Here is a 17,761-nt window from a genome sequence, read left to right as displayed (position 1 = left end):
ATCCAGTAATAGCTGTTTGATATTCTAGAGCATTGTTTTAAACGGCTTGCATTGCGACGATCCGTCATGCAACGTAAACATCTATAATGTTTAAAACAAATGTTTATGTCCCACTCGAGAGGCTAGCCTATGGCTCAGACCGATACCGTGACGCGAATTCTCGATACCGCTGAGGTACTGTTCGCCGAACGCGGCTTTGCCGAGACGTCATTGCGCAACATTACCAGCAAGGCCAAGGTCAACCTGGCGGCGGTGAATTATCATTTCGGCTCCAAGAAGTCGCTGATTCAGGCCGTGTTTGCCCGCTATCTGGATCCATTCACTGAGCGTTTCCATGCCGCTCTCGACGAGCTCGAAGCCAAGTACCAAGGGGAGGTCATCCCACTGGAGGAGTTGCTCGAAACCATGGCTCGCAGCGTCCTCGAGGTGCCCGCTGAACGCAACAGCCTCAAGGTATTCATGAAGTTGCTGGGCTTGGCATACAGCCAGGCGCAGGGACATCTACGTCGTTATATCCAAGAGCATTATGGCAGTGTCTTCACGCGTTTCGCTGCATTGGTACGCCAAGCGACGCCGGACCTGCCCGATGCAGAGCGTTTCTGGCGTTTGCACTTCATGTTGGGAACGGTGATCTTCACGTTGTCGGGGCTCGATGCCTTGCGTGATATCGCCGAAAAGGATTATGGGGAGCATGTCAGCGTGCGGGAGTTGATTCGTCGGTTGCGGCCGGTGGTAGTGGCTGGCATGAATGCCCCCTTGCCGGAGCCGGTAGGCGATGCGCTGCCGGCCGCGGGTTGATATCGTGCGCACTCCTTTGCTTGTCGATATGCCGCCACGCGATGCGCTGTGGCTGGAGGTAGATCTGAGGCATCAGCATCTGGTCGTATGGCAAGGCGAAGAAGCCGGGAAAACGCACGCTATTTCCAGTGGGCTGGCAGGGGCCGGCCAACAACAGGGTAGTGGTCAGACACCCCTGGGTTGGCATTATGTGCGAGCGTCGATCGGTAATGGTCTGGCGCCGGGAACGGTATTCCGAGGCCGGCGACCTACGGGCGAGATCTTCGACGAGGCGTTGGCCTCAGAGCCCCCTGGCCGCGACTGGATACTGACCCGCATTCTTTGGTTATGTGGCCTCGAGCGGGGATTCAATCGTGGGGGCGACCGGGATTCCCAGCGTCGCTATATTTATTTGCATGGCACGCCACCCAGCGAACCCATGGGGGTGGCTGCCTCACATGGTTGTATCCGAATGCGTGACGAGTCGCTGCTTGAAATTGCCACATTCGCCGTGCCTGGCACGCCGGTGTGGATACATGAGTGAGAGCGGTGCCACAGAGGCTGATAAGACGTTACTGTAGCCCATGTCTGTCGTTGACCGTGGCATTGGTCTAGAATTCCCCACCTTCTCAAGCCAAGGAAGCAGACCATGACCCAACCTCTCGGCTCAGTAATGCTCGACCTGGAGGGGCCCAGCCTCAAGCGTGCGGAGCGTGAGTTGCTCCAGCATCCAGAGGTAGGCGGCGTGATTCTCTTCGCCCGTAACATCGAAGATGCACAACAAGTACAGGCGTTGTGCGCTTCCTTGCGTCGCCTGCGTCCCGATCTGCTACTGGCCATAGACCAGGAAGGCGGTCGGGTACAGCGTTTGCGCACGGGCGTGACACGTCTGCCTTCCATGCGGCGCTTGTCCGGTGGTTATGACGAGGATCCTCAGGCCGCTCTGCAGCGCTGTCAGGATGCTGGTTGGCTATTGGGCATGGAAATGGCTGCCTGTGGGCTGGATCTCACTTTCGCTCCAGTGCTGGATGTCGACGATGGCATTTCCTCGGTGATCGGTGATCGCAGTTTTTCCCGTGACCCTCAGGCCGTGGCCTTGCTCGGCGGTGCTTTCATCAATGGGCTTCACGAGGCTGGCATGGTAGCGGTTGGCAAGCATTTCCCGGGGCATGGAGGTGTGGCCGCTGATTCTCACTACGAACTTCCTGTCGACCAACGTTCCTTGGAAGCGTTGCGGGCTCATGACCTGGTGCCCTTTGCCGAGTTGGCTTCCCAATTGGATGGCATAATGCCGGCGCATGTCGTCTATCCCGCATTCGATGAGCGCCCCGCCGGCTTTTCTCCTAGTTGGCTGGGGTTCCTGCGTGAGGACCTGGGCTTCAAGGGCGCGATCTTTTCCGACGACCTTTCCATGGCCGGCGCCGCAGTGGCCGGAGATGCGGGGAGTCGAGCCTTGGCAGCTTTGAATGCCGGATGCGATATGGTGCTGGTATGCAACGACCGCGAGGCGGCCCAGGCTGCCGTGACGGCTTGCGTGGGGCGTGGCAGCAAACGTCACGCCAAGCTGCGCTATGGCCGTGCCCGCCCCAGTCTCGAAACCTTGCCGGCACTGTCGCGTTGGCGTCGCGTACATGCGCGTCTGGAAGCGCTGGCCGATACACCTTCTACTACCTGACTTGTTGTTGATATGGATTCCATGCCCAACCCCAATACCGAATTTCACGAGTCCCTGACGACCATGCGTGATGTCATGGAGCATGCCGATTGTCTGATTTCCCAGGAACAGGTTGAACGGGCACTCGACCGCATGGCGGAAGAGATCACCGCCAACCTGGGTGACAAGCTGCCGGCGTTCTATTGCGTGATGAATGGCGGTTTGATCACCACCGGCCATCTCCTGACACGGCTTGGTTTTCCGCTGGAAGTGGACTATTTGCATGCCACGCGTTATCGAGGTGGCCTGCGTGGCGGAGAGCTGTTCTGGCGGGTATCGCCGGAAATTCCCATGGCCGGTCGCCATGTGGTGATCGTCGATGACATCCTCGATGAAGGTGCGACGCTTGCCGCCATCCTCGATTACTGTCGTGAGGCGGGGGCGGCGAGCATTTCCACGGCGGTGCTGGTGGACAAGCAGCATGACCGCAAGGCGGTCCCCGGGCTCAAGGCGGATTACTGTAGCCTGGAAGTGGCCGATCGCTATGTGTTCGGTTTCGGCATGGACTACAAGGGTTACTGGCGCAATGCTCCAGGGATTTTTGCGCCCAAGGGTCTTTGATTTCAGCCTTCGAACAGGACATGCAATAAGGGAGAACCGCCATGCTGGCGATTGTCGGCGGCACCGGCCTGACCGAGATGCCGGATTTGGAAATCATTCAGCGTCACGCCGTCGAAACACCACTGGGCGCGGCATCCAGCGGTGTGATCCAGGGAGTGCTGAACGACCGGGATGTTCTTTTTCTGCCTCGTCATGGCCACCCGCACAAGCTGCCACCACATCGGGTCAATTATCGTGCCAATTTGTGGGCGCTCAAGCAGGCGGGGGCATCACGTATCATCGGTGTCAATGCCGTGGGCGGCATTGACCCTGGGTTGTCGCCTGGAGCGTTGGTGGTGCCGGATCAGTTGATCGACTATACCTGCGGTCGCGAGTCGACATACTTCGATGGGCGTTTCAAACCTCTCCAGCATATCGACTTTTCGTGGCCCTACGACGCTGAGTTGCGTCATACACTGCTACGTGCGGGAGAGGTGGCTGGTGAGTCCATGCAAGATGGTGGAGTCTACGGTTGTACCCAAGGGCCTCGCTTGGAAACCGCCGCCGAAATTGCGCGCATGGCACGTGATGGTTGCCGGTTGGTAGGCATGACCGGCATGCCGGAAGCATCCTTGGCGCGCGAGTTGGAGATTCCCTATGCTTGCCTGGCGCTGGTAGTCAATCCCGCTGCCGGCGTAGTCGAGACCGAAATCACCATGGCCGAGATCGAAGCGGCTCTGGAGAGCGGCATCGAACGGGTCAAACGAGTGATTCGGTCGCTGCTTGCCGAATGAGCTGGCATCGCTGTGCCTGACGTTGCACTGAAGGCAAGGAGGCTAGCGGCGCGGGGGGATGCTCAAGCGAAGCGTCTTTTTCAGGGATGAAAAAGCCGAGCGCCCAGGGATGGATTTACAGCGTCTTCGCGGAGCATGCCCCAGTAAAGCCGCGAGCTACATCGATGCTTCAGGGAAATCAGTCGAGCCCCAATTCCCTGGTGGCTTCCTCGCGCATCTTGAACTTCTGGATCTTGCCGGTGACGGTCATCGGGAACGTATCGACGAACTTCACGTAACGCGGCACCTTGTAGTGAGCAATCTTGCCTTGGCAGAAGGCCTTGAGGCTCTCTTCATCCAAGGTTTCGCCCTCGACCAACTTGACCCAGGCCATGACTTCCTCGCCGTACTTCTCGTCGGGAACCCCAATTATCTGCACGTCCGAAATCGCTGGGTGGGTATATAGGAAGTCCTCTATTTCGCGCGGATAGATGTTCTCGCCGCCACGGATGATCATATCCTTGATACGGCCGACGATGGCGACGTAGCCATCCTCATCCATGGTGGCGAGGTCACCTGTGTGCATCCAACCCGTGTGATCAATGGCTTTGGCGGTAGCTTCTTCATTTTCCCAGTAACCGAGCATCACGCTGTAGCCACGTGTGCACAGCTCGCCGCGTTCGCCCCGTGGTACCAAGGCGCCGGTGGAGGGATCGATCAGTTTGACCTCCAGGTGAGGATGAATGGTGCCTACCGTAGTCACACGCTTTTCCAGCGGAGCGTCGGTCTGGGTCTGAAAGCTCACCGGGCTGGTTTCGGTCATGCCGTAACAGATAGTGACACCTTCCATGTGCATCTTGTCGATGACCTGGCGCATCACCTCGATAGGGCAAATGGAGCCGGCCATGATGCCGGTGCGTAGCGTCGACAAATCGAAGTCGGTGAAACGTGGATGCTCCAGTTCGGCGATGAACATGGTCGGCACCCCGTAAAGCGCGGTGGCCTTTTCTTCGGCGACGGCACGCAGCGTCGCTTCGGCGTCGAAACCATCACCGGGATAGATCATCGTCGCGCCATGGGTCATGCAGCCCAGGTTGCCCATCACCATGCCGAAACAGTGGTAGAGCGGTACCGGGATGACCAGGCGGTCCTGTTCGGAAAATCCCATTCGTCGGGCGACGAAGAAACCGTTGTTGAGGATATTATGGTGCGAGAGAGTTGCCCCTTTGGGGGCCCCGGTAGTGCCGGAGGTGTACTGAATGTTGATTGGATCGTCGAACTGTAAAGACGCTTGAACTTCCGCGAGGCTCTCAGCCGATACCTCATCAGCATGCCCGAGCAATGCCTTCCAGCTCAGCATGCCAGGCAGGCAACGAGATTCGTCGAGGCATACCGCACGTTGTAGTGCCGGCAATCGTTCGCTGCTGAGTTTGGCGTCCGATGCGGTGTTCAACGCCGGAACCAGTTCAGCGATCATGCTTGCGTAGTCGGAGCTCTTGAAAGCGCCTTGCAGGATCAGTGTTGAGGTTCCCGATTGCTTGAGCGCGTATTCCAGTTCATGGCTGCGGTAGCTGGGGTTGATGTTGACCAGGATCGCGCCGATCTTGGCAGTAGCGAATTGAGTAATGGCCCATTCAGCGCAATTGGGCGACCAAATTCCCACACGATCACCCTTGCTTACGCCGACCGCAAGCAATGCCCTGGCGGTGGTGTCAACGACTTGCCGCAGTTCATACCAGTTGTAACGCAGGTTCTGATGAAGGCTAAGCAGGGCGTCGCGTTCGGGGAAGCGTGCCACGGTTTCATCGAAACATTCACCGATGGTCTGGCCCTTCAAAGGTGTATCGCTGATGCCGCTTACATAGCTGTGACGAGAGAGTCGGTGATGAGTGGCATGCATTGTGTCGTGGCGTGACATGAGATTTCCCGTCTTGTTGTCGATAAGTCGATTTACTTAGCACTTCCTTGATGTTGGAGGTTATCCAATACTTCCTGGCAGCGAGCTTCCACATCGTCGAGTTCGCGCTGCATCAGTCGAATATCTTCCAACTGACGTTCCATATCGGCGCGCTTCTCGGCGAGGATTTCCAACAAGCGCTGGAGCTGTCTGGCATTGCCATCCGGCATGGCATCGTAGAGTTCGATGACTTCGCGAATTTCCGCCAATGAGAACCCCAGGCGCTTACCACGCAGGGTGAGTTTGAGCCTGACGCGGTCCTTTTCATGATAGATGCGTGTCTGACCGCGACGTTCCGGCTCCAACAGGCCTTCCTGCTCATAGAAGCGAATGGTTCGCGGTGTGACTTCGAACAGTCTAGCCAGCTCACCGATCGAATAAGTTCGTCGTTGCTTTTCCGGTGATGGGGCATCGGACAGCATGCTGTCCTGGGGGGAATCGTTCATGGTGCTGTTCCTTGGATCGGGCCCGTCGATGTTTACCCAGCGTAGAGCTAGTTGACGTTTACGTAAAGTGCTAGTAGACCAAGGGGTGACTTGCACCAAACCAAGCAAGTGCTAGGTTGGTGGCATCTGGTCACTTCGTGACTAATCAATCCAAAAAGTGTCGGCGATAGTATCGTTCGCCGACGAAAGAGGGCGCTGATATGGATTTTTCCCTTACCGACGATCAAAAAGCGTTGCAGCAGGCGGCGGCAGATTTCGCGCATGCCGAGCTTGCCGAGAACGCCGCCCGCTGGGACGCCGAGTCCCACTTCCCCGTGGATGTCATCAAGCGCGCTGGGGAGGCGGGCTTCTTGGGTATCTATATCCCTGAAGAGCATGGTGGCCTGGGACTGTCGCGCCTGGATGCCTCACTGATCTTCGAGCAACTTGCCCAAGGTTGTATTTCGACCACCGCTTATCTGACTATCCATAACATGGCGAGTTGGATGGTTGCGCTGTGGGGTAGCGAGGCCTTGCGGGAACAGTGGCTGCCGCGTCTGATCAGCGGTGAGTTGCTGGCCTCTTACTGCCTGACCGAACCGGGTTCGGGATCGGATGCCGCCAGTTTGCGAACCAAGGCCGTGCGCCAGGGGGACGACTATCTGCTCAGTGGGTCCAAGATGTTCATCTCCGGGGCTGGTGCCACCGATGTGCTGGTGGTGATGGCACGTACCGGCGGGGCGGATTCGGGAGCCGGAGGTATCTCCACGTTCCTGGTGTCTGCCGATAGCCCCGGCATCGAATATGGCAAGAACGAGGACAAGATGGGCTGGAAGAGCCAACCGACACGCCTGGTCAGCTTCGATGACGTCAGGGTGCCGGCAGGGCATCGCCTGGGGGAAGAAGGCGAGGGATTCAAGCTAGCCATGAAAGGGCTGGATGGTGGCCGCTTGAATATCGCCAGTTGCTCGTTGGGGGCGGCTCAACAGGCTCTGACGCTTTCGCGTGACTATCTACAATCGCGCAAGCAGTTCGGCCAGGAACTGGCCAGCTTTCAGGCCTTGCAGTTCAAGCTGGCCGATATGGCCAGTGAGCTCGTCGCGGCGCGGCTGATGGTTCGTCACGCCGCATGGCGTCTTGATCAGGGTGATCCTGAGGCCACTGCTCACTGTGCGATGGCCAAGCGGCTGGCCACTGATATCGGATTCCAGGTGTGTAACGAGGCCCTGCAACTGCATGGCGGCTACGGTTATATCAAGGAATACCCACTCGAACGACTGGTGCGAGATACCCGAGTGCATCAGATCCTAGAGGGGACCAACGAGATCATGCGTGTGATCGTTGCTCGACGATTGTTCGTCGATGGCATGATCGAGATGCTGCAATGAGTGAAACATCCACCTTACCACTGGAGGGCAATGGAATGTCGGGGCCGACGGTACTCTTCGATGAATTTCCCACTCGCGATGGCGGCCGTATCGGGGTGGCGACGCTCAATGCGCCAAAGTCACTCAATGCACTATCGCTGGAGATGATCCATCAACTTACTACCAAGCTGGATGCTTGGGCGGCAGATCGCAATGTGGTCGCCGTGTGGCTGGATGGAGCGGGTGACAAGGCATTTTGCGCCGGCGGCGACGTGGTCGCCTTGTACCGAGCCATGACTGACGATGCCAAGGAAGGTGTGGCCTATGCCGAAACCTATTTTGCCGCCGAATATCGCCTTGACTACCGTATCCATCGCTACCCCAAACCCTTGTTGGTGTGGGGGAACGGTATCGTAATGGGGGGTGGTCTCGGTTTGATGGCTGGCGGCGGCTATCGTCTGGCGACCGAAAATACGCGTATCGCCATGCCTGAGATCACTATCGGGCTTTACCCGGATATTGGGGCGAGTTGGTTCCTTAACCGTATGCCACCGGGCGTCGGCGCCTATCTTGGGCTAACCGGGGCGCAGCTCAACGCCCGCGATGCCTTGGATCTGGGCTTGGCCGATCGAGCCATCCCTGGCGACAGTCGTGAGGCATTATTGGGTGCGCTGGAGGAAGCCGATTACGGATCACGGAGCTGCAAGGCTCTCCACGCCGGCGTGCATGATGTGCTGAATCGCTTCGAGCGGCGTGACATCCTACCCGCTGCCCAGGTATGGCCGCACCTGGATCATATCCAAGCGTTGCTGGGATGTGCCGATGCGGCTTCGGCAACTCGACGCATCCTTGACGACGCCCATGATGACGACTGGCTCAGTGCCAATCGGGCACGGCTCGAAGTGGGATGCCCTCTGACGGCGCAGCTAGTATGGCGCATGCTCGAACGTCACCGTAATGGCTCCCTTGCTGAGGCTTTCCGCGAGGAGTGGACACTTTCAGTGCAGTGCTGTCGACGAGGCGATTTGGTCGAAGGGGTACGCGCGCTATTGATTGACAAGGACAAGGCGCCGCGCTGGTCGCATACCTCTGTTTCAGCGGTACCCGAAACCGATGTCGACGCCATGCTGGAGCCTTTATGTCCGGCGGATGAACATCCGCTACGCGATCTCTGAAAAGGATGATGATAGACCCACAACAACGATGATGGAGTACGCCATGCAAATCGCCTTTATCGGTCTGGGCAATATGGGAAGTCCCATGGCCACCAATCTGATCAAGGCCGGCCACCGGCTTTGTGTCTTCGACCTGGTAGAGAGTGCCATGCAGGCACTGGAAGCCGAAGGTGCCAGTCGTGCCGCTAGCGCTGAGGAGGCGGTGTCGGGAGCCGAGGTGGTGATCTCGATGCTGCCTGCCGGTCAGCATGTGAAACAGCTTTATCTAGGCAGCGATGACGTTCCAGGGTTGCTCGAGCGCCTGGACGGCAAACCATTGATCATCGATGCCTCGACCATTGCGCCCGACGATTCTCGCTGTGTGGGTGAGCAAGCCAGCGCGCGCGGCCTGACCTTCCTCGATGCCCCGGTGTCGGGAGGTGTCGGTGGCGCCAAGGCGGGCACCCTGACCTTCATTGTCGGTGGCTCCAGCGAAGGTTTCTCCGAAGCAAAACCGGTTCTGGAAGGCATGGGCAAGAACGTCTTCCACGCTGGAGATATCGGTGCCGGGCAGGTCGCCAAGATCTGCAACAACATGCTGCTCGGGATCCTGATGAGCGGTACCGCTGAAGCGTTGGCTTTGGGAGTGAAGAATGGCCTCGATCCGGCGGTGCTTTCCGAGATCATCAAGCAGAGCAGCGGCGGAAACTGGGCACTCAATGTCTATAACCCGTGGCCAGGGGTGATGGAGAAAGCACCGGCATCCAATGATTATCAGGGTGGCTTCCTCACCGACCTGATGGCCAAGGACCTGGGCCTAGCCTGGGAGTTGGCGCTGAAGTCGAAAGCCACGGTACCGATGGGCTCTCAAGCGCGCAATCTATACGCCTTGCATGCCTCCCAAGGAAATGGACGGCTGGATTTTTCCAGCATCCAACGGCTCTATCGTGCTGGTGAGGAGAGCTGAGTCTCGACTGATATCTGCTTGCTGAGCCCCAACCTCTTGCTAGTGCCCAGCAAGAGGTTGGGCTTAGAGAGGAGCTGGGCTAGTCAAGACGGACATTTTGATCTACATCTGTCGAAAATGTAGAAATTTTGTTTTTCACTCCTTGGAGCCCGATAATGAGCCAGATCACTCCTATGACTTGGGACGACCCTTTCCGCTTGATCGATCAGCTCGGCGAAGACGAGCGCATGGTGCTTCAGACCGCCCACGATTATTGTCAGGAAAAGCTGATGCCGCGCGTGCTCGAAGCCAATCGCTACGAGCGCTTCGATCGAGAGATCATGAATGAGATGGGGGAGTTGGGCTTGCTTGGGGCCACCATTGATGGCTATGGCGGCGCCGGTCTCAACTATGTCAGCTATGGCTTGATTGCGCGTGAGGTCGAGCGGGTCGATTCCGGCTATCGCAGTGCGATGAGCGTGCAATCGAGCTTGGTGATGTACCCCATTCATGCCTTCGGTAGCGAAGCGCAACGCGAAAAGTACCTGCCCAAGCTCGCCAGCGGCGAATGGGTAGGGTGCTTCGGTCTCACCGAGCCCGATCACGGCTCGGATCCCAACGGCATGAGCACACGGGCGGTGAAAACCAATGATGGGTGGCGCCTCAACGGTACCAAGACCTGGATCACCAACTCCCCGATTGCCGATGTCTTCGTGATATGGGCCAAGGATCAGGACGGCGTGTTGCGCGGTTTCATCCTCGAGAAGGGCATGCCAGGGCTGTCGGCGCCCAAGATAGAAGGCAAGTTCAGTCTGCGTGCTTCTGTCACAGGGCAGATCGCCATGCAGGATGTGGAAGTCAGTGACGATCAGTGTCTGCCTGGCGTTCAAGGTCTCAAGGGGCCGTTCTCGTGCCTCAATCGAGCACGTTTCGGCATTGCCTGGGGCAGCATGGGGGCAGCAGAGGCCTGCTGGCATGCTGCTCGCCAATATACCCTGGACCGCAAGCAGTTCGGTCGCCCATTGGCCGCCAATCAGCTCATCCAGAAGAAACTCGCTGACATGCAGACGGAAATCGCTTTGGGGCTCCAGGCGGCGCTGCGAGTAGGGCGCATGATCGACGAAGGGCAACTGGTTCCCGAAGCGATCTCACTGATCAAGCGCAACAACTGCGGCAAGGCATTGGATATCGCGCGTGTAGCGCGTGACATGCACGGTGGCAACGGTATCGCTGACGAATATCACGTAATCCGCCATGTGATGAATCTCGAAGCGGTCAACACCTATGAAGGCACTCATGATATCCATGCCCTGATCCTGGGACGCGCCCAGACCGGAATCCAGGCCTTCACGGCCGAGTGATGAAGAGGTAGTTGTCATGTCGGGACCGTTGGAAGGTCGCATTGTCCTGGATATGTCGCGGGTTCTGGCTGGCCCCTGGGCCGGCCAACTCCTCGCCGACCTGGGAGCTCGCGTCATCAAGATCGAGCGTCCCGTGAGTGGTGACGATACTCGTGGTTGGGGGCCGCCGTGGCTGGAAGATGCTACCGGGAATCCGCGTGAGGCGGCTTATTACCTGTGTGCCAATCGCGGTAAGCAGTCGCTGGCCGTGGACATCGCTCACGCTGATGGCCAGGCACTGGTCAGAAGTCTGGCTGAGGTAGCGGATATCCTGCTCGAGAACTTCAAGGTCGGTGGCCTCAAGCGTTATGGGCTGGATTATGCCAGCTTGGCGAAACGCAACCCACGGCTGATCGGTTGTTCGATCACGGGATTCGGACAGGACGGACCTTATGCCCATCGCGCCGGCTACGACTTCGTGATTCAAGCCATGGGCGGGCTGATGAGTGTCACTGGCGAGCCGGATGGCATGCCCATGAAGACTGGCGTTGCCATCACCGACGTGATGACCGGGCTTTATGCCACCATCGGCGTGCTGGCAGCGCTGGACGAGCGCGAGCGGACCGGTCGCGGCCGACACGTGGATGTCGCTTTGCTCGACGTTCAGGTAGCCACTCTGGCCAACCAAGCACTGAATACCTTGGTGTCGGGGCGTGATCCGCAGCGTCACGGTAATGCACACCCCAATATCGTACCCTATCAAGCGTTTGCCTGTGCCGATGGCTACCTGGTGCTGACAGTGGGTAACGATGGCCAGTTTGCGCGGCTTGCCGAGTTACTCGGTCATCCCGAATGGGCCGCTGACCCAAGCTATGCTACCAACGGCGCGCGAGTGACCAACCGCGAACGGCTGGTGCCCTTGATTAGTGAATGCCTGTTGCGCCGTAATCGTGATGACTGGCTGGCCGACTTCGAGGTGCGAAGTATTCCTGCTGGGCCGATCAATAGCGTCAGTGAAGCCTTGAGTGACCCCCAGATCCGCCATCGCGGCATGGTTGCCAGCCTCGAGCGCGATGGCATGTCGATTCCCCAGGTGGCGAACCCGTTACGCTTCGACGGCCAATCCCAGACCAGCCGAACACCGCCGCCATCACTGGGGCAGGACAGCGACAGTGTACTGCGTGGTATGGGTTTGTCGGATGAGGATATCGCTCGTCTGAGGCAGGAAGGGATCATCAGCTAAGGAAAGTTTTCATTCGACGTTAAAAGCGCCGGTTAAGCCCTGCCTCGGCAATCATGCGCGTGGAGATTTCCTCGACGGAAAAGCGCGTGGTGTCGATGTAGGGAATATGCATCTGCCGATATAGGGCTTCTGCCTGCTGGATTTCCTGCATGCACTGATCCATGGAGCAGTAGCGGCTGTTGGGACGACGCTCGCTGCGGATTGCCGCCAGTCGCCGAACGTCGATGGTCAGCCCGAACAGCTTGTGGCGATGAGGCATCAGGGCACGAGGCAATTTGAGCGTTCCGTCTTCGTCCTGGTCATCCTCTGTAAGAGGATAATTGGCGGCCCGTATTCCGAACTGCAGTGCCAGATATAGCGAGGTGGGTGTCTTGCCGCAGCGAGAGACGCCGATCAGGATGATATCCGCCTTGTCGTATTGGTGGGTGCGGGCACCGTCATCATTGTCGAGTGCGAAGTGCACTGAATCGATACGATTCATGTAGACATCGTCACGCCCGATGGAGTGTGTCCGGCCCACTGTATAGGTGGAGTGGGTGGCCAACTCGTCTTCCAGGGGGGCCAGGAAAGTCGAAAAGATGTCCACTTTGAAACCAGGGGCGGAGGAGATGATCTTGCGTACGTTCTCATCGACGATGGTATCGATGATGATCGGTTGCTCGCCATCACGTATCGCTGTCGCTTGAATCACTTCCGCGAGTGACTGTGCCTTGTCGATGTTGTCGATATAAGGTTTGGTGACCATGCGGATTTCGAGATTCTCGAATTGCGCCAACAGGCTGCGACCCAAGGTCTCGGCGGTGATACCGGTGCCGTCGGAAATGAAAAAGGCGGTACGCGTCATGATGGATCTCATCGGAGGGATGTTCGTCGATTGTCATCATTGGATGTCACTTGGGCAAGCCTCCGACTACAGGAATGCCGGGATTTCGTCGATTGTTGTAAAAATTCTCCACTGACTTCGCTGTTAGACCAATGGCGAATATGACCTCCGCTTGATAGGGTGACGATTAACGGAAAACGGTGTCCTGTCCGGGATTCGGGCATCGAATGCGAACAAGGGGGTCTCGTGGAGCCTTATATCCTGTGGTTCGATCAGCTCGGTATGGATGATGTCGAGCGAGTCGGAGGCAAGAATGCCTCACTAGGTGAGATGATTTCCAATTTGGCGGACGCTGGGGTCAGCGTCCCTGGTGGCTTTGCCACCACGGCTCATGCCTACCGTGAATTCCTCGCGCATGAAGGTCTCAACGAACGTATCAATGCGGCGCTAGCTACCTTGGACGTGGACGATGTCGTGGCGCTGTCCAGAACCGGGGCAGAAATTCGCCAGTGGGTCATCGATACCCCGCTGCCGCCTACTTTCGAGGCAGAGCTCCGGGACGCCTACCAAACGTTGGCCACGAAACACCCCAATCTCAAGGCAGCAGTACGCTCTTCGGCTACTGCCGAGGATTTGCCGGATGCCTCCTTCGCCGGGCAGCAAGAGACCTTCCTCAATATCGAAGGTTTCGACAACATCAAGCGCGCCGTACATGAGGTGTTCGCCTCGCTGTTCAATGACAGGGCGATTTCGTATCGGGTGCATCGGGGCTACGCGCACGAGAATGTGGCGTTGTCGGCCGGGGTTCAGAAGATGGTGCGCTCTGAAACCGGAGCAAGCGGGGTGATGTTCACCCTGGATACTGAATCCGGCTATCGAGATGCCGTCTTCGTTACTGCCTCTTGGGGATTGGGGGAGACTGTCGTCCAAGGGGCGGTCAACCCCGATGAATTTTATGTCCATAAGCCGACACTGGCTGCGGGCCGTCCGGCGGTACTACGCCGTAACCTGGGATCCAAGCTGATCAAGATGATCTACACCGACGACGCCAGCGCTGGCAAGTCTGTGGCTACGGTCGATGTGCCGCTCGCCGAACGGGGGCAGTTCTGCATCAGCGATAGTCAGGTGATGGATCTGGCGCGTCAGGCCGTGATCATTGAGCAGCACTATGGGCGACCCATGGACATCGAGTGGGCGCTGGATGGCGACGACGGCAAGCTGTATATCGTCCAGGCGCGTCCCGAGACAGTGGTTTCTCAGCAGGAAGGTGGAAAGCTCGAACGTTTCCAGCTCAAGGAGAAGGGACGTACTTTGGTGAGTGGTCGCGCTATCGGGCAGCGTATCGGACAAGGGGCGGTCAAAGTAATTCTTGCTCCTGATGAAATGGATAAAGTGCTCGACGGTGACATTCTGGTTACCGACATGACCGACCCTGATTGGGAGCCGATCATGAAGCGGGCTTCGGCTATCGTGACGAATCGTGGTGGGCGGACCTGTCATGCGGCGATCATCGCCCGAGAACTGGGTATTCCCGCAGTGGTTGGATGCGGAGATGCGACATCGATTCTGGCCGACGGCCGTGAGGTGACGGTGTCCTGTGCCGAAGGCGATACCGGTCATGTCTACGAAGGGCTGCTGAATTTCGACTGCAGGACCACTAGTGTCGATGCAATGCCCGAAATCCCTTTCAAGATCATGATGAACGTTGGCAACCCCGACCGTGCTTTCAGCTTCGCCAGCTTGCCCAATGCTGGTATCGGCCTGGCCCGTCTGGAGTTCATCATCAATCGCATGATCGGTGTGCATCCCAAGGCATTGCTCGAGTACGACACCCTGCCATTGGATCTACAGCAGACTATCGACCTGCGTACCGCTGGATATGCCGATCCAGTGACGTTCTATGTCGACAAACTGGTAGAGGGGATTTCGACGCTGGCTGCGGCCTTCTACCCACAACGCGCGATAGTGCGCCTGTCCGACTTCAAGTCCAACGAGTACGAAAATCTGATCGGTGGCAAGCTCTACGAGCCCGGTGAGGAGAATCCCATGCTGGGGTTCCGTGGCGCATCACGCTACATTTCCGAATCGTTCCAGGATTGTTTCGAACTCGAGTGTCGGGCGATCAAGCGAGTGCGCGACGAGATGGGGCTCGACAATGTCGAGATCATGGTGCCCTTCGTGCGAACACCCGAAGAAGCCAAATCGGTGGTCGAGTTGCTGGCGGCCAATGGCCTGGGACGTGGCGAGAACGGTCTCAAGATCATCATGATGTGCGAGCTGCCGGCCAATGCGCTGCTAGCCGAGGAGTTTCTCGAGTACTTCGACGGTTTCTCCATTGGTTCCAATGATCTCACCCAGCTCACTTTGGGGCTAGATCGTGACTCTGGCATCGTCGCTCATCTATTCGACGAGCGGAATCCAGCAGTGAAGAAGCTGCTGGCGATGGCGATCGCTGCCTGCAAGGCCCAAGGCAAGTATGTCGGTATCTGTGGTCAAGGGCCTTCCGATCACCCCGATCTGGCCAAGTGGCTGATGGAACAGGGCATCGATTCCGTGTCGTTGAATCCGGATGCCGTGCTGGAAACCTGGTTCATGCTGGCCGGGGAAACCCTGGGTTGAAGCCATTCCTGCGGTAGAACCTCATCCGCTGACCCAGTAACGCTCGGCTGGCCATATGGCCAGCCGAGCGTCGTTATGGCTTATCTCAAGAGCGCAGCCAGTTGCGCAGCTTGACCAGCAACAATGAGCCATCGCTGAGTTGGCGTCGTTTGGCAAGCAGCTCGGCGAGCAGGTCGGGACGGTCTGTGATGATGTTGTCGACCCCTATGTCGATGAGCTGTGACATGCGACTACGATTGTTGACCGTCCAAGTGTGCAACTCATAGCCATATCGTTGAGCGGCCTTGATCTCCGCTTCGCTGATGCGATTGTGGCGAAGACCCAGGGCATCAAAGGTCGTACGGTCCAAGGTGCCGGGCAAAATGAATTGTGCCAGCAAGGTCGTACGCAGCCGGGGATCGCGAGCCTCGATCTCACGTATCAGTGAGGGAGACATGGTTGCCATCAGGACATCGTCACGAACGTCAGGACTGCCACAAGAGTGGGGGGTGTTTCGCACTTCACGGCATTGCTGTCGTGCTTGATTTTCGCGATGAAGGCTATCGATCACAGCGTCCAGCAATTCCAGCTCCCGCCCTGGGTCGGTTTTCAAGTCGATCATCAGCGAGCCATGGTTGCGGGTACGTGTCAGTGCATCCTGCAGTGAAGGTATCTGCTCACCGATGAAGGCATCTCCGAACCAGCTACCCACGTCGATACTTTGCAGTTCTTCCATGGTCAGGTCACGCAGGTTACGTGGATCACCAATCAGGCGCTGCAGACTGCGGTCATGGTAGAGCACCACTTTTTTGTCTGCCGTCAGGCGTGCATCGACTTCAATGTAATCGGCACCATGAAAGATAGCCTGATTGATAGCGGCTAGGGTGTTTTCCGGTGCCTCCAAAGAGCTTCCACGGTGTGCGGTGATTTTCACCTCGTCCTGCAATTCAAAGCTGTTGACGATGAACCAGGCCTGGCTGAAGGCAAAGACCAGCACGACAATCTCCACTCCCCACGCCAAGAGTCCTGGATGGGCATGGGGTGGTGGTTTCGGGGGGCGCGGCTCGCGATGGGCCAGTCGCAGATAGAGACAAGCCGCCAAGAGACTGTTGGCAGCAATCCCTACGAAAGTGATGGCAAGGGTCAGCAGCACATAGACGCTAAGGTAGGTCAGCGTCGCTGGTATCAATACCGTATTACGCTCCGGCAGCAACGACAACAACGGTGTGCCAAGCTTATCGAAAGTCCAGGTGGCGAGGATCGGCAGGGCAATGATCAGCAGCAGCAGTGCGATGACGGCGATCGCAATATGCCGCCGACGGCCGCGGGTGAGATGATGGCTTCGAGACAGGGCGGCGCGTGGAGACAGGTTCTCGAGCATTAGTGCCGGCAGAGCCAGAATCCAACGAAAATAGAGGGTTGCGGCCAGAGACACCCAAGTCAGCACGAGTGGCAGGCTGATACCAAGAAACAGCCATAGTGCCGGTGGCCGGACTCGCTGTACGTAATAGGGTTCCAGGCCACCGAGAAAAACGCCGTGTAGCCAACTCACCGTCAATGCCAGAGGAAGGGCCAGTAGCAGATGAGTACCGACTTGGATGACTACCAGGCCGGCAAGTCCGGGGAAGCGCCGCAATGCTCCCCAGAGAGCTTCACCAGCCAAGTGATAGTGATTGTCACGGGGGCGCACTGCCACCAGAATCATGCCAGCTTGTTGCAGGTAGAGGATCAGAAAAAAGAGGCCGATAGCAGCCAGAAGCCACAAGATGCCGCCTGGCGATAACAGAATATCGAACAGTTCGGCATTGGTGATGATTGGATGACCGAACTGTGCGAGCAGGCGCCTCAGAGTCCAGGCTACGGCAGGCATCAACACTGCCGTGGCCAGTACGGTGAAGAACAAATGGTAAGCCAGTAGTGGACGCACATGTTCGTGCAGCGAGCGTCCCACATCGCTGGCTAGCCGAGATAGGTGCAGCATGACACTCCGCGAATCGAATACGATTCCCTTGAGCTTAGCCTTGCATTGCCTGATGTCATTAGCAATATCAGATTGACGGGCACGGCTTGCGTCATCGTTGAAGTGGAGAAAATACCGGTCAAG

At 57.7% G+C, this 17,761-nt stretch carries 15 protein-coding genes; 11 read left to right on the top strand and 4 right to left on the bottom strand.

What is annotated here, in order from left to right; translation table 11 throughout:
* Positions 1 to 129: 129 nt before the first annotated feature.
* From L861_RS04235 to L861_RS04215, 5 genes are all read left to right on the top strand, one after another.
* Complete coding sequence (locus tag L861_RS04235; protein ID WP_016415322.1) at positions 130 to 798, top strand: TetR/AcrR family transcriptional regulator; 669 nt, start codon at positions 130 to 132, stop codon at positions 796 to 798.
* A 4-nt stretch (positions 799 to 802) separates the two neighbouring features.
* Positions 803 to 1,321: a L,D-transpeptidase gene (locus L861_RS04230; RefSeq protein ID WP_027947436.1), complete on the top strand. Its 519-nt coding sequence runs from the start codon at positions 803 to 805 to the stop codon at positions 1,319 to 1,321.
* Positions 1,322 to 1,426: 105 nt separating this feature from the next.
* Positions 1,427 to 2,452 carry a beta-N-acetylhexosaminidase gene (gene nagZ, locus L861_RS04225; RefSeq protein WP_016415320.1) on the top strand — a complete coding sequence of 342 codons (1,026 nt, stop codon included), beginning with the start codon at positions 1,427 to 1,429 and terminating at the stop codon, positions 2,450 to 2,452.
* A gap of 21 nt (positions 2,453 to 2,473) precedes the next feature.
* On the top strand, positions 2,474 to 3,052 hold the full coding sequence (locus L861_RS04220; RefSeq protein ID WP_016415319.1) for a hypoxanthine-guanine phosphoribosyltransferase: 579 nt from the start codon (positions 2,474 to 2,476) through the stop codon (positions 3,050 to 3,052).
* Between the two features lie 41 nt (positions 3,053 to 3,093).
* Positions 3,094 to 3,825, top strand: a complete 732-nt coding sequence (locus L861_RS04215; RefSeq protein ID WP_016415318.1) for an S-methyl-5'-thioinosine phosphorylase — start codon at positions 3,094 to 3,096, stop codon at positions 3,823 to 3,825.
* A gap of 178 nt (positions 3,826 to 4,003) precedes the next feature.
* Here L861_RS04215 and L861_RS04210 read toward each other — a convergent pair whose 3' ends face one another.
* Together L861_RS04210 and L861_RS04205 are read right to left on the bottom strand one after the other, a co-directional pair.
* Positions 4,004 to 5,722, bottom strand: coding sequence for an AMP-binding protein (locus tag L861_RS04210; RefSeq protein WP_016415317.1), 1,719 nt, complete (start codon positions 5,720 to 5,722; stop codon positions 4,004 to 4,006).
* 32 nt (positions 5,723 to 5,754) lie between these two features.
* A complete protein-coding gene (locus L861_RS04205) occupies positions 5,755 to 6,207 on the bottom strand; it encodes a MerR family transcriptional regulator (RefSeq protein ID WP_016415316.1) in 453 nt (150 codons plus the stop codon).
* Between the two features lie 200 nt (positions 6,208 to 6,407).
* Between L861_RS04205 and L861_RS04200 the strand changes: the two genes are divergently transcribed.
* From L861_RS04200 to L861_RS04180, 5 genes are all read left to right on the top strand, one after another.
* A complete protein-coding gene (locus L861_RS04200; RefSeq protein WP_016415315.1) occupies positions 6,408 to 7,574 on the top strand; it encodes an acyl-CoA dehydrogenase family protein in 1,167 nt (388 codons plus the stop codon).
* A gap of 35 nt (positions 7,575 to 7,609) precedes the next feature.
* Complete coding sequence (locus L861_RS04195) at positions 7,610 to 8,728, top strand: enoyl-CoA hydratase/isomerase family protein (protein ID WP_027947440.1); 1,119 nt, start codon at positions 7,610 to 7,612, stop codon at positions 8,726 to 8,728.
* A gap of 43 nt (positions 8,729 to 8,771) precedes the next feature.
* Positions 8,772 to 9,674, top strand: coding sequence for a 3-hydroxyisobutyrate dehydrogenase (gene mmsB / locus L861_RS04190; RefSeq protein ID WP_016415313.1), 903 nt, complete (start codon positions 8,772 to 8,774; stop codon positions 9,672 to 9,674).
* Between the two features lie 155 nt (positions 9,675 to 9,829).
* Positions 9,830 to 11,014: an acyl-CoA dehydrogenase gene (locus tag L861_RS04185; protein ID WP_016415312.1), complete on the top strand. Its 1,185-nt coding sequence runs from the start codon at positions 9,830 to 9,832 to the stop codon at positions 11,012 to 11,014.
* A 16-nt stretch (positions 11,015 to 11,030) separates the two neighbouring features.
* Positions 11,031 to 12,236: a CaiB/BaiF CoA transferase family protein gene (locus tag L861_RS04180; RefSeq protein ID WP_016415311.1), complete on the top strand. Its 1,206-nt coding sequence runs from the start codon at positions 11,031 to 11,033 to the stop codon at positions 12,234 to 12,236.
* 19 nt (positions 12,237 to 12,255) lie between these two features.
* On the opposite strand, the gene ppsR is transcribed toward L861_RS04180, so the two are convergent.
* Positions 12,256 to 13,080 (bottom strand): posphoenolpyruvate synthetase regulatory kinase/phosphorylase PpsR, encoded by an 825-nt coding sequence (gene ppsR / locus L861_RS04175; RefSeq protein WP_016415310.1) that lies wholly within the window; start codon positions 13,078 to 13,080, stop codon positions 12,256 to 12,258.
* 225 nt (positions 13,081 to 13,305) lie between these two features.
* Here ppsR and ppsA point away from each other — a divergent pair, with 225 nt between their 5' ends.
* The gene (gene ppsA / locus L861_RS04170; RefSeq protein WP_016415308.1) at positions 13,306 to 15,678 is read left to right on the top strand and encodes a phosphoenolpyruvate synthase; all 2,373 of its coding nucleotides are present in this window, start codon (positions 13,306 to 13,308) and stop codon (positions 15,676 to 15,678) included.
* A gap of 85 nt (positions 15,679 to 15,763) precedes the next feature.
* On the opposite strand, the gene L861_RS04165 is transcribed toward ppsA, so the two are convergent.
* Positions 15,764 to 17,638, bottom strand: coding sequence for a glycerophosphodiester phosphodiesterase family protein (locus L861_RS04165; RefSeq protein ID WP_016415307.1), 1,875 nt, complete (start codon positions 17,636 to 17,638; stop codon positions 15,764 to 15,766).
* Between the last annotated feature and the right edge of the window lie 123 nt (positions 17,639 to 17,761).

This window comes from Litchfieldella anticariensis FP35 = DSM 16096 (genome assembly GCF_000409775.1).
Classification (GTDB): Bacteria; Pseudomonadota; Gammaproteobacteria; order Pseudomonadales; family Halomonadaceae; genus Litchfieldella; species Litchfieldella anticariensis.
Note: the sequence above shows the minus strand (reverse complement) of the source record. Positions and strands in the feature narration are given on the sequence as shown.

What these genes read in the sequence shown, in the direction of transcription:
- L861_RS04180 (WP_016415311.1), top strand. Translation starts at nt 11,031, where the DNA reads ATGTCGGGACCGTTGGAAGGTCGCATTGTCCTGGATATGTCGCGGGTT.
- L861_RS04235 (WP_016415322.1), top strand. Translation starts at nt 130, where the DNA reads ATGGCTCAGACCGATACCGTGACGCGAATTCTCGATACCGCTGAGGTA.
- L861_RS04210 (WP_016415317.1), bottom strand. Translation starts at nt 5,722, where the DNA reads ATGTCACGCCACGACACAATGCATGCCACTCATCACCGACTCTCTCGT.
- L861_RS04205 (WP_016415316.1), bottom strand. Translation starts at nt 6,207, where the DNA reads ATGAACGATTCCCCCCAGGACAGCATGCTGTCCGATGCCCCATCACCG.
- L861_RS04185 (WP_016415312.1), top strand. Translation starts at nt 9,830, where the DNA reads ATGAGCCAGATCACTCCTATGACTTGGGACGACCCTTTCCGCTTGATC.
- mmsB (WP_016415313.1), top strand. Translation starts at nt 8,772, where the DNA reads ATGCAAATCGCCTTTATCGGTCTGGGCAATATGGGAAGTCCCATGGCC.
- L861_RS04165 (WP_016415307.1), bottom strand. Translation starts at nt 17,638, where the DNA reads ATGCTGCACCTATCTCGGCTAGCCAGCGATGTGGGACGCTCGCTGCAC.
- ppsR (WP_016415310.1), bottom strand. Translation starts at nt 13,080, where the DNA reads ATGACGCGTACCGCCTTTTTCATTTCCGACGGCACCGGTATCACCGCC.
- L861_RS04215 (WP_016415318.1), top strand. Translation starts at nt 3,094, where the DNA reads ATGCTGGCGATTGTCGGCGGCACCGGCCTGACCGAGATGCCGGATTTG.
- nagZ (WP_016415320.1), top strand. Translation starts at nt 1,427, where the DNA reads ATGACCCAACCTCTCGGCTCAGTAATGCTCGACCTGGAGGGGCCCAGC.
- L861_RS04220 (WP_016415319.1), top strand. Translation starts at nt 2,474, where the DNA reads ATGCCCAACCCCAATACCGAATTTCACGAGTCCCTGACGACCATGCGT.
- L861_RS04200 (WP_016415315.1), top strand. Translation starts at nt 6,408, where the DNA reads ATGGATTTTTCCCTTACCGACGATCAAAAAGCGTTGCAGCAGGCGGCG.
- L861_RS04195 (WP_027947440.1), top strand. Translation starts at nt 7,610, where the DNA reads ATGTCGGGGCCGACGGTACTCTTCGATGAATTTCCCACTCGCGATGGC.